At 73.5% G+C, this 9,841-nt stretch carries 12 protein-coding genes; 3 read left to right on the top strand and 9 right to left on the bottom strand.

The window, feature by feature from the left end:
- The 6 genes from ABZ215_RS42035 to ABZ215_RS42010 all read right to left on the bottom strand — a co-directional run.
- The coding region (locus ABZ215_RS42035) for a methyltransferase domain-containing protein (protein WP_354956401.1) at nucleotides 1-608 on the bottom strand (608 nt) is incomplete at its 3' end.
- Nucleotides 605-1,021 (bottom strand): thioesterase family protein, encoded by a 417-nt coding sequence (locus ABZ215_RS42030; protein WP_020418443.1) that lies wholly within the window; start codon nucleotides 1,019-1,021, stop codon nucleotides 605-607. The genes ABZ215_RS42030 and ABZ215_RS42035, both read right to left, overlap by 4 nt.
- Nucleotides 1,022-1,038: 17 nt before the next feature.
- On the bottom strand, nucleotides 1,039-1,983 hold the full coding sequence (locus ABZ215_RS42025) for a TAXI family TRAP transporter solute-binding subunit (RefSeq protein WP_354956399.1): 945 nt from the start codon (nucleotides 1,981-1,983) through the stop codon (nucleotides 1,039-1,041).
- Between the two features lie 417 nt (nucleotides 1,984-2,400).
- A complete protein-coding gene (locus tag ABZ215_RS42020) occupies nucleotides 2,401-3,789 on the bottom strand; it encodes a HAMP domain-containing sensor histidine kinase (RefSeq protein WP_354956397.1) in 1,389 nt (462 codons plus the stop codon).
- Complete coding sequence (locus tag ABZ215_RS42015; RefSeq protein ID WP_020418440.1) at nucleotides 3,790-4,446, bottom strand: response regulator transcription factor; 657 nt, start codon at nucleotides 4,444-4,446, stop codon at nucleotides 3,790-3,792.
- 11 nt (nucleotides 4,447-4,457) lie between these two features.
- The gene (locus tag ABZ215_RS42010; RefSeq protein WP_354956395.1) at nucleotides 4,458-5,768 is read right to left on the bottom strand and encodes an MFS transporter; all 1,311 of its coding nucleotides are present in this window, start codon (nucleotides 5,766-5,768) and stop codon (nucleotides 4,458-4,460) included.
- A 219-nt stretch (nucleotides 5,769-5,987) separates the two neighbouring features.
- Between ABZ215_RS42010 and ABZ215_RS42005 the strand changes: the two genes are divergently transcribed.
- From ABZ215_RS42005 to ABZ215_RS41995, 3 genes are read left to right on the top strand one after another with little or no spacing between them, the layout of a single operon-like run.
- Nucleotides 5,988-6,692 (top strand): beta-ketoacyl-ACP reductase, encoded by a 705-nt coding sequence (locus ABZ215_RS42005; RefSeq protein WP_020418438.1) that lies wholly within the window; start codon nucleotides 5,988-5,990, stop codon nucleotides 6,690-6,692.
- Between the two features lie 35 nt (nucleotides 6,693-6,727).
- Complete coding sequence (gene fabI / locus ABZ215_RS42000; RefSeq protein ID WP_020418437.1) at nucleotides 6,728-7,495, top strand: enoyl-ACP reductase FabI; 768 nt, start codon at nucleotides 6,728-6,730, stop codon at nucleotides 7,493-7,495.
- Nucleotides 7,496-7,541: 46 nt separating this feature from the next.
- On the top strand, nucleotides 7,542-8,576 hold the full coding sequence (locus ABZ215_RS41995) for a ferrochelatase (protein WP_354956393.1): 1,035 nt from the start codon (nucleotides 7,542-7,544) through the stop codon (nucleotides 8,574-8,576).
- A gap of 1 nt (nucleotide 8,577) precedes the next feature.
- Here ABZ215_RS41995 and ABZ215_RS41990 read toward each other — a convergent pair whose 3' ends face one another.
- The 3 genes from ABZ215_RS41990 to ABZ215_RS41980 all read right to left on the bottom strand — a co-directional run bounded on the left by ABZ215_RS41990 (nucleotide 8,578) and on the right by ABZ215_RS41980 (nucleotide 9,686).
- Nucleotides 8,578-8,898, bottom strand: a complete 321-nt coding sequence (locus tag ABZ215_RS41990; protein ID WP_020418435.1) for a hypothetical protein — start codon at nucleotides 8,896-8,898, stop codon at nucleotides 8,578-8,580.
- Nucleotides 8,899-9,048: 150 nt separating this feature from the next.
- Nucleotides 9,049-9,420: an STAS domain-containing protein gene (locus ABZ215_RS41985; RefSeq protein ID WP_354956391.1), complete on the bottom strand. Its 372-nt coding sequence runs from the start codon at nucleotides 9,418-9,420 to the stop codon at nucleotides 9,049-9,051.
- A gap of 89 nt (nucleotides 9,421-9,509) precedes the next feature.
- Nucleotides 9,510-9,686: a hypothetical protein gene (locus ABZ215_RS41980; protein ID WP_354956389.1), complete on the bottom strand. Its 177-nt coding sequence runs from the start codon at nucleotides 9,684-9,686 to the stop codon at nucleotides 9,510-9,512.
- Nucleotides 9,687-9,841 lie beyond the last annotated feature (155 nt).

Below are 9,841 nucleotides of genomic sequence, written 5' to 3'. Positions count from 1 at the left end.
GTTTCGGGGAACGGCCCCGCTTCGTCCGGTGCGCGCTCCAGCCGGGCGCGCACCTCGAACCCGGCCTCGGTGAGCAGGGCGGCCACCTCGTCCACGCGGCGCTGGTGGAAGTCCAGGCTCACCCGGTGCCCGCCGACCTCGTCCCGGTGCACGGGCTCGTCGCCGACCCCGAACGCCAGCTGCAGCCAGCCGCCGGGCGCGAGGACCCGGCGGAACCCGGCGAGCACCGCGGGCAGCGTGTCCGGCGGGACGTGGATGATCGAGTACCAGGCCACGAGCCCGCCGAGGCTGCCGTCGGGGAGGTCGAGCGCGGTCATCGACCCGACCTCGAAGCGGACGCCCGGGTGGGTGCGCCGGGCCACGGCGACCATCTCCGGGGACAGGTCGATGCCGAACGCGTCCACGCCCAGGCCCCGCAGGTGCGCCGTGATGCGGCCGGAGCCGCAACCGACGTCGGCCACCGGCCCGCCGGCGAGTTCGGCGAACGCGGCGAGCACGGCGCGGTCGAGCGGTTTGACCGCCAGCTCGTCGCGGATCCACTCGGCGAACTCGCCGGCGATGGCGTCGTAGGCCGCGCGGGTGTCCCGCACGAAGGCGGGTTCGCTCACGTGTGGGCCAGCAGCTTGGCGCGCACGTCCTCCGGCGGCGCGGCCTTGGCCAGGGTCCGGGCGTCGACGAACACGTAGCGGTTCGTGCCGGTCGCGATCAGGTCGTCGCCGCGGCGGACGGTGAACGCCAGGATCATCGAGGTCGTGCCGAGGTGGTCGATCGCGACCTCGACGACCAGTTCGTCGTCGAACCGGCTCGGCGCGCGGTACCGCAGGTTCGACTCGGCCACCACGCAGTCCACGCCCTGGTCGCGCAGCGCGTCGTAGGAGCCGAAGATCGCCTTGAAGAACTCGAACGAGGCCATGTCGAAGTAGGCCAGGTAGTGGGCGTTGAAGACGATGCCCTGCGGATCGCACTCGTGGAAGCGGACGCGCAGCGGCATGGCCACGACCGGCGGGCGGGACTGGGTCACCGGTGCTCCTTCCTCGCTCAGCCGTGCAACGCGCGGTAGGTCGCCACGGCTCCGGGGTGCAGGGGAACGGTACCGGTTCCGATCAGCGAACGTACATCGAGAAACTGGGTCGCCACAGCCTGCGCGGGCACCAGCTGGGCGGCCCGCTGCACGAGCACGCGGGTGACCGCGGCCGCCACGTCGGCGGGCAGGTCCGGGCGGCAGACGAGCAGGCTCGCGACACCGATGGTGTCGACCTCGGGGGAGCGGTAGGCGCCGGCGGGCACGCGCACGGCTTCCTGGCCGGGGCCGCGCAACGCCGGGAGGTAGGGGGCCAGTGGCAGCAGGCGGATGCCGATTTCATTGTCCAAGGTGGACAGAACTGGCAGCGGGACGCCGCCGGAGACGAGCATCGCGTCGATCCGGCCCTGGCGGAGGGCTTCGCCGGCTTCGAGCATCGGCAGGTGCCGGTCGACGATCGTGACCCCGGCCGCGGCGAAGAGCCGCTCGCCGAGGACGGCCGCGCCGGAGCGGGGCGCGCTGAGGGAGACGGTGCGCCCGGCGAGGCCGGCGACCGAGGTGATGGGGGAGTCGGCGCGGACGGCGAGCTGGAGGTAGTTCTCGTAGACGCGGCCGAGCGCGCACACTTCGATGCGGCGGCCGAAGGGGGCCGCGCCCTCGGTGGCGGCGCCCGCGATGTCGGCGAGGCTGAGGGCGAGCTCGGCCGTGCCGGCGTCGAGCATCTCCAGGTTGGCGACGCTGGCCTCGGTCGGCAGCGCGACGGTGTGCAGGCGGGGGTGGGCGGCGTTCAGCTCCGCGGCGAGGAGCTGGCCGAAGGCGAGGTAGAACCCGGCTTCCTCCCCGGTGGCGATGCGCAGCGTTCCCGCGGGCCCGCCGGGACGGGGCGGGGCGCCGGCCCGGAGAAGGGCCCCGGTGGCCGCGACGGCGATCCCGGCGCGGAGCAGGCTGCGGCGGCTGGTCATGGCGCGGCTCCGCAGGGGAGGCGGTTGGGGGTGGCACTTCCGGGAGCAAGACCGCGCGCCGGCGGCGGCACGACTGCGGCCCGGCCGATGGCCGGGAGTGTGGGTTGCGTGGTCATGCGGCCCCGCCTGGGCACCCGTGCGGCGCGCGCCGCGGACCCTGCTGACCGCCGCGAGGCGGCGCGTTCCGCCGCGCGAGGCAGGCTGCGAGTGGCGCGTCGCGTCCGGCGGCAGGCGCGGGAAGTGCGGTGAGTGCCGCCGTGCGGCGAGATTCGCCTGCGGCGGCCCGTAGGCTGCCGGGAGTGGTTGGCCTGGCGGCGGGTCGCTGGGTGCCACGCCGTGTCGCGGCCGCGGTGGCCAGTGCACCATCGTGGCCGGCCTCGGCACGCAGACCGTGGCGGGCCTCGGCGGGCAGCGTGCTCACGACGCACCCACCTCCGCGCGAGGCAGCAGCACCCGCACCACCAAGCCGTGCGGCTCCGCGGCCCGGAGTTCGATCCGGCCGCCCCGGCCCGCCGTCAGGCGCTCGGCGATGGCCAGGCCCAGGCCCGTTCCGGGCAGGTTCCGGTGCCGTTCGGCGCGCCAGAACCGTGCCTGCGCCTGCGCCAGCTCCTCCGCGGACAGCCCGGGCCCGGCATCCGCCACCGACACGACCACCCATGCGCCCTCGGCGCCGCACGAGACCGTGACGTCCGTGCCCGGCGCGTACTTCAGCGCGTTGTCCAGCAGCACGTCCAGCACCTGCGCCAGCTCGGCCTCCGTCGCCGCCGCGTGGGCCGGGCTCCCGGTGCAGCGCAACGACACCCCGGCTCGTTCCGCGGCGGGCTGCCACAGGTGCACCTGCGCCTCCGCCACGGCCGCCGCGTCACACGAGGCGCCCTCGCCGGACACGGCCAGCTCACCCGCCCGGTGCTCGGCCGCCGCGAGGGTCAGCAGGTCGTCCAGCAGGGCCTCCAGGCGGTCCAGCTCCCCGACCGCGCCCTCGTACGTCCGCGTGGCCGACGCGGGCAGCGACGACCCGAGCGCGTCGACCCGCAACCGCAGCGCCGTCATCGGGTTGCGCATCTGGTGCGAGGTGTCCGCGACCAGCCGCCGCTGCTGGTCCAGGGCCGCCGTGACCGTGTCCGACATCCGGTTGAAACCCGCCGTCAGCTGCCGCAGCTCGGGCGGCCCGGCCAGGTCCGCATGCACCGGCCGCAGCCCCGCGGTCAGGTCGCCCACCGCGCGGTCCAGCCGCCGCATCGGGCCCAGCACCCACCGTGTCGCCCCGAGCGCGAGCCCGGCGCCGGCCAGCGTCACCAGCGCCGCCCCGGCCAGGACCGCGAACCAGCTGCGGCCCACGTCCGCCGCGGCCGCCGCCACCGACGCCCGCAGCACCACCGCTCCCGACACCTTCGTGCCCGTCCCGGCCGGCCGCGCCAGCAGCACCGGCGTCCGCGACCACGGCCGCACGGTCGCCGCGGGCTGGCTCGGCTGGTTCCGCAACGCGGCGTCGACCAGCTCCGCGACCACCGGGTCCGACGCGCTCAGCCCACCGGTCTCGGCCACCGGCGCGCGCCGGGTGGTGACCACCACGATCCCCTCGCCGTACAGCTCGGTGTACCGCGTCACCTCGGCCCGCAGCGCCGACGCGTCACCCGCGGCGACCGCCTGGTCGGCCAGCGCCGCGAACCGGTCCAGGTCCGCGGTCCGCGCGAGCAGCAGCTGCTGGGTGCGCTCGGTGGCGGTCACGGTCAGCAGCGGCAGCGCGAACCCCGCGGTCGCGAGCACGACGAAGGCCAGCAGGACGGCCAGGACCCGGGTGCGCACCTACGCGCCCAGCCGGTAGCCGAACCCGCGGATCGTGGTCAGCAGCTCCGGCCGCCGCAGCTTCGCCCGCAGCTGCGTCAGGTGCACGTCCAGCGACCGGGACACCGCCACGTACGCGTCGCCCCACACCTCGTCCATCAGCTGCTGCCTGCTCACCGCCGTGCCCGCCCGCCGCGCCAGCGCCGCCAGCACGGCGAACTCCTTCGCGGTCAGCTCGACCTCCGCGCCGCCCACCACGACCCGCCGCGCGCCGAGGTCCACCTCGATGTCGCCGACGACGACCACCTGCGGTTCCGGCCGCGCGGCCGCGGCCCGCCGGGTCACCGCCTCGATCCGGGCCAGCAGCTCGCTCAGCCGAACCGGTTTGACCAGGTAGTCGTCCGCCCCGAGCCGCAGCCCGCGCACCACCGACCGTTCGTCGCCGCGGGCGGTGAGCACGATGACCGGCAGCGTGCTCACCGCCCGCAGCTTACGCAGCACTTCCAGGCCGTCCAGGTCGGGCAGGCCGAGGTCGAGCAGGGCCAGGTCGGCGTCGCGGTGGGCGAGCAGCGCGTCCTCGCCGCGACGCACCCGGGTGGGCTGGTGGCCGTGCGCGCCGAGGGAGTCGACGAGGGCATCGGCCACCCCGTCGTCGTCCTCGACCAGCAACACGCGCACGGCCCTACACACTACGACCGGTCCATCGCCGAGTCCTTGCTGGTGTCCCGCATCCGCACGTAGATGACCAGCGAGGCGAACACGACCGCGGTGACGTACCAGAAGACCAGCGACTCGTGCCCGGCCTGCTTGAACCACAGCGCGATGTACTCGGCGGTGCCGCCGAACACGGCGACCGCGACCGAGTAGGGCAGTCCGACGCCCAGCGCGCGGATGTTGGTCGGGAACAGCTCGGCCTTCACCACCGCGCTGATCGAGGTGTAGAGCGCGCTGATCGCCAGCGGCACCACCATCAGCACGAACGCGAACACCGGGTTGCGCGTGTGCGCCAGCAGCGTCAGCGACGGCACGGTCACCAGCGTGCCCAGCACCCCGAACCCGATCAGCAGCGGACGGCGGCCCACCCGGTCGGACAGCGCCCCGTACAGCGGCTGCAGCAGCACGAACACCACCAGCGCGAAGAAGTTGATCCACGCCGCGTTCGGCTTGCTGATGCCGCTGGTGTTGACCATGAACTTCTGCAGGTAGGTCGTGTAGGTGTAGAAGAACAGCGTGCCGCCCATGGTCAGGCCGACCACGAGGGCGACCTCCTTGGGGTGCTTGGCGAGCGCCTTGAGCGTGCCGTGCGCGGCGCGGTCGCGGTCGGCCTTGGCGGCCTCGAAGTCGGCCGACTCGTCCATGCCGCGGCGCAGCCAGAACACGATCAGCGCGCCGATCGCGCCGATGCCGAACGCGATCCGCCAGCCCCAGCTGTCCAGCTGCTCGGTGGTGAGCACCTGCTGCAGCAGGATCTGCACCGCGAGCGCGACCAGCTGGCCCGCGATCAGCGTGACGTACTGGTAGCTGGAGTAGTAGCCGCGCTTGCCGCGCGTGGCGACCTCCGACATGTAGGTCGCCGAGGTGGAGTACTCGCCGCCGACCGAGATGCCCTGCAGCAGCCGCGCCAGCACCAGCAGCAGCGGCGCGGCGATGCCGATCGAGGCATAGCCCGGCGTCAGCGCGATCAGCAGCGAACCCGCGGCCATCAGGCTGACCGACAGCGTCAGCGCCGAGCGCCGCCCGAACCGGTCGGCGTAGCGGCCGAGCAGCCAGCCGCCGAGCGGCCGCATCAGGAACCCGACCGCGAACACGCCCGCGGTGTTGAGCAGCTGCGCGGTCGAGTCGCCCTTCGGGAAGAAGGTGGCGGCGAAGTACACGCTGAACGCGGTGTAGGCGTACCAGTCGTACCACTCGATCAGGTTGCCGACCGAGCCGCGGAGGATGTTGCTCACCACGCGGCGTCCGGCGCGCCGGTCCGCCCCGGCGTCGATGCCAGTCGTCATCAGGAACTCCCTTGTCTCATGACCGCGGACCACGTTCGGTGGCGGGGGCCGCCGCGGACAAGGGAGTGCGCGCAGACCTAACAGTCCCTTAAGCCGGCACGCCTCGTGACCGGGCTCACCGGGTTACTTCCAGGTAGTGGGCCGGGCGGTGCTGCCCCGCCTCCGGGCCGCCGGATAACCTCACCGGGCAACTGAGGGAAATCGAACGAGGAGTGTCACGTGGGACGGTCCGTACTGGTCACCGGCGGCAACCGCGGCATCGGCCTGGCCATCGCCCGGGGCCTCGCCGAGGCCGGGCACCAGGTGGCGGTGACGCACCGCGGGTCCGGCGCGCCGGAGGGCCTGTTCGGCGTGCAGGCCGACGTCACCGACAGCGAGCAGGTCGACGCGGCGTTCAAGCAGGTCGAGGAGCACCAGGGCCCGGTCGAGGTGGTCGTGTCCAACGCCGGCATCACCGACGACACGCTGCTCATGCGGATGAGCGAGGACCAGTTCACCCGGGTCGTCGACGCCAATCTCACCGGCGCCTACCGGGTCGCCAAGCGCGCCTCGCGCGGCATGCTGCGCGGCAAGTGGGGCCGGTTCATCTTCATCTCGTCCGTGGTGGGCCTCTCCGGCGGCGCCGGGCAGGTCAACTACGCCGCGAGCAAGGCCGGCCTGGTCGGCATGGCGCGGTCGCTGGCCCGCGAGCTGGGCTCGCGCAACATCACCGCGAACGTGGTGGCGCCCGGGTTCATCGTCACCGACATGACGAACGCGCTGACCGACGACCAGCGCAACGCGGCGCTGAACCAGATCCCGGCGGGGCGCTACGGCGACACCGCGGACATCGCCGCCGCGGTGCGCTTCCTGGCCTCCGACGAGGCGGGTTACATCAACGGCGCCGTGCTGCCGGTCGACGGCGGCCTCGGCATGGGCCACTGACCCTCTTCTCCCGAACTGACACCGAAAGGACTGGCGTGGCCGGACTTCTGGAAGGTAAGCGACTGCTGATCACCGGGGTGATCACCGACGGCTCGATCGCGTTCCACGCGGCGAAGGCCGCGCAGGAGCAGGGCGCGAAGGTCGTGCTCACCGGTTTCGGCCGGCTTTCGCTGGTGGAGCGCATCGCCAAGCGCCTGCCGGAGGAGGCGCCGGTGATCGAGCTGGACGTGCAGAACACCGAGCACCTGGACACGCTGGCCGACCGCGTGCGGGAGCACGTCGACGGCCTGGACGGGGTGCTGCACTCGATCGGCTTCGCGCCGCAGTCCTGCCTGGGCGCGCCGTTCCTGGACGCCCCGAAGGAGGACGTCTCGGTCGCGGTCGAGGTCTCGGCGTACTCGTTCATGTCGCTGACCAAGGCGCTCTTGCCGCTGCTGTCGCGGGGTTCGTCGGTGGTCGGCATGGACTTCGACGCGCGCGTGGCGTGGCCTGCCTACAACTGGATGGGCGTGGCGAAGGCGGCGCTGGAGTCGGTCAACCGGTACCTGGCACGGGACCTGGGCCCGCAGGGCATCCGGGTGAACCTGGTGGCGGCGGGCCCCGTCAAGACGATGGCCGCCAAGTCCATCCCGGGCTTCGGCGAGCTGGAGGGCGGCTGGGGCGACCGCGCCCCGCTGGGCTGGGACGCCGAGGACCCGACGCCGGTCGCGAAGACCATCTGCGCCGTGCTGTCGGACTGGCTGCCTGCCACCACCGGCTCGATGATCTGGGTCGACGGCGGGGTGCACGCGCTCGGACTCTGACCCCTGAGCGGGCGTGAAGGCGGCCACAGCGGCAGAATCTCTTACCGTGAGTTACGACGCGCTGCTGTGGCTGTCCTTCGGCGGTCCGGAGGGACCGGACGACGTCATGCCGTTCCTGGAGAACGTGACCCGGGGACGGGGGGTGCCGCGCGAACGCCTGCTCGAGGTCGCGGAGCACTACCAGCACTTCGGTGGCGTGTCGCCGATCAACCGGCTCAACCGCGAGGCGATCGCCGCGGTGGAGAAGGAGCTGGCCGCGCAGGGCATCGACCTGCCGGTGTACTTCGGCAACCGCAACTGGGAGCCGATGGTGGAGGACACCGTCGCCCGCATGACGGCCGACGGGGTGCGCCGCGCGCTGGTGTTCCCGACCAGCGCCTACGGCGGTTATTCGGCGTGCCGCCAGTACGACGAGGACATCGAGCGGGCGCGCGCCGCGGTCGGTGACGGCGCGCCGGAACTGATGAAGCTGCGGCACTTCTTCGACCACCCGCTGTTCGTCGGCGCCTTCGCCGACGCGCTGCGCGCCGCGCTGGAGCAGGTGCCCGGCGCGCGGGTCGTGTTCACCGCGCACTCGGTGCCGGAGAGCGCGGACAAGGCCGCCGGACCGCCGGAGGAGGGCGGGCGGCGCTACTCGCGGCAGATCCACGAAGCCGCGCGCCTGGTGGCCGCGCAGGCCGGGGTCGCCGAGTACGACGTGGTGTGGCAGTCGCGGTCCGGGCCGCCGCAGGTGCCGTGGCTGGAGCCGGACATCGTCGACCACATCGACGCGCTGCACGCCGCCGGTGTCCAGGGCGTCGTCGTGTGCCCGGTCGGGTTCGTCTCCGACCACCTCGAAGTGATCTGGGACCTGGACAACGAGGCCGCCGAGCGCGCCGCCGAGCACGGCATGGGCTTCGCCCGCGCGGCGACGCCGAACGGCGACCCGCGGTTCGCGGAGCTGGTGGTGGAGCTGGTGCGCGAGCACCTGGCGCAGGCGCCGGCGCGGAAGCTGTCGGACTTCCCGCCGGCCGGCTGCACCGTGAACGGCGCGCCGTGCGCGGTCGGGTGCTGCGAGCCGGTGAAGCGCCCGGCCCGCTGAGTCAGCCCGCGGCGACCTCGTCGAGGACTTCCCGCGCCCGGTCCAGCGCGGTGTGCCAGCCGCCCGGGTCGGGACGGGGGAAGACGTACTCCAGCTCGACGTCGCCGAAGGTGCGCGTGAGGTAGCGCTCGTCCCAGTGCGCGGGCTGCCAGTAGGCCTCGATGCGGGTCACGTCGCCCGCCTCGACGCCGTGGTCCGCCGAGACCCGTTCCCAGGCCTGGCGGAAGGCGTCGACGGCCTGCGCGGGCGCGGACTCGGCGAAGACCGCGCCGGCGCCGGTGGTGAACGAGATGAGGTTGCGGGCCGGGTCCACGTAGTCCATGAGGTTCCCCCTGCGGTCCGGACTGGAGACGCGGTGATCAAACCATGGACCGCTCCGGCGCGCTCGTCGGCCGGGCGCTGATCCACCAGGCGCACGGGCCGCACGCCACCAGCGAGCGTCCTGAGTGGACAGCACGCGAGAGCGGGTCCGTCAGCTGTGCAGCGCCTCGGCGACGGTGGGGCGGACGTCGAGCACCTCGGTGAGCCCGGTGATCTCCAGCGGCCGCAGCACGCGCTGGTCGGAGGCGACGACCCGGACGCGCGTGGCGTCACCGCAGCGCTGCTGCAACCCGACCAGCACCCGCATCCCGGCGGAGCCGAAGTACTCCACGCCGGTCAGGTCGACGACCAGCACCGGCGGAATCCGTTCGGCCGACTCGGTCAGGGCCTGCTCCAGGTGCGTGGCGCTCTCCAGGTCCACGTCGCCCGCGACGCGCACCACGACCTCGCGGTCCACGACGTCGACGCCGACGCGCAGCTGCTCGCGCCCCGGCCCGCCCCCGGGAGCACCGTGCTCAGCCATCACCGCCCCAGTCTGGCAAACGGCTCGCGGGCAGCACCAGTGCGCCGGCGCGGGTTCTCACCGCGCGGCGCGCGCGTTCAGCAGGTGCGTCAGCAGGTCGCGCCAGCTGACGATGCCGACCACCTTGCCGTGGTCGACACCGGCAGGCAGCGCTGGTGCGAATCGACCAGGCCGGTCGCCACCTCCGCGACGTCCGCGTCGGCAGGCGCGGTCAGCGCCGGGGCCCGCATCACCGAGCCGACCGTGATCGCGTCGATGTCGGGCATGACGTCCCCGTCTGACTCGCGATCGGCACCGTGGTCGCCCGACCGATCTGCCCGCCTAGGTGTCGTGACTCGTGAGGTTGTGGACGGCGTGTTGGGTTGATTGTGGGGAGGGCCTCCGGGCGGAGTGGGTGTTGCGACGCATCCACTACCAGCCC

It is taken from the genome of Amycolatopsis sp. NPDC006131, from assembly GCF_040614175.1.
Lineage (GTDB): Bacteria > Actinomycetota > Actinomycetes > Mycobacteriales > Pseudonocardiaceae > Amycolatopsis_E > Amycolatopsis_E tucumanensis.
This window is presented reverse-complemented; position numbering and strand designations above follow the sequence as displayed.

What these genes read in the sequence shown, in the direction of transcription:
- ABZ215_RS42010 (WP_354956395.1), bottom strand. Translation starts at nt 5,768, where the DNA reads ATGACGACTGGCATCGACGCCGGGGCGGACCGGCGCGCCGGACGCCGC.
- ABZ215_RS42025 (WP_354956399.1), bottom strand. Translation starts at nt 1,983, where the DNA reads ATGACCAGCCGCCGCAGCCTGCTCCGCGCCGGGATCGCCGTCGCGGCC.
- ABZ215_RS41990 (WP_020418435.1), bottom strand. Translation starts at nt 8,898, where the DNA reads ATGGACTACGTGGACCCGGCCCGCAACCTCATCTCGTTCACCACCGGC.
- ABZ215_RS41980 (WP_354956389.1), bottom strand. Translation starts at nt 9,686, where the DNA reads ATGCCCGACATCGACGCGATCACGGTCGGCTCGGTGATGCGGGCCCCG.
- ABZ215_RS41985 (WP_354956391.1), bottom strand. Translation starts at nt 9,420, where the DNA reads ATGGCTGAGCACGGTGCTCCCGGGGGCGGGCCGGGGCGCGAGCAGCTG.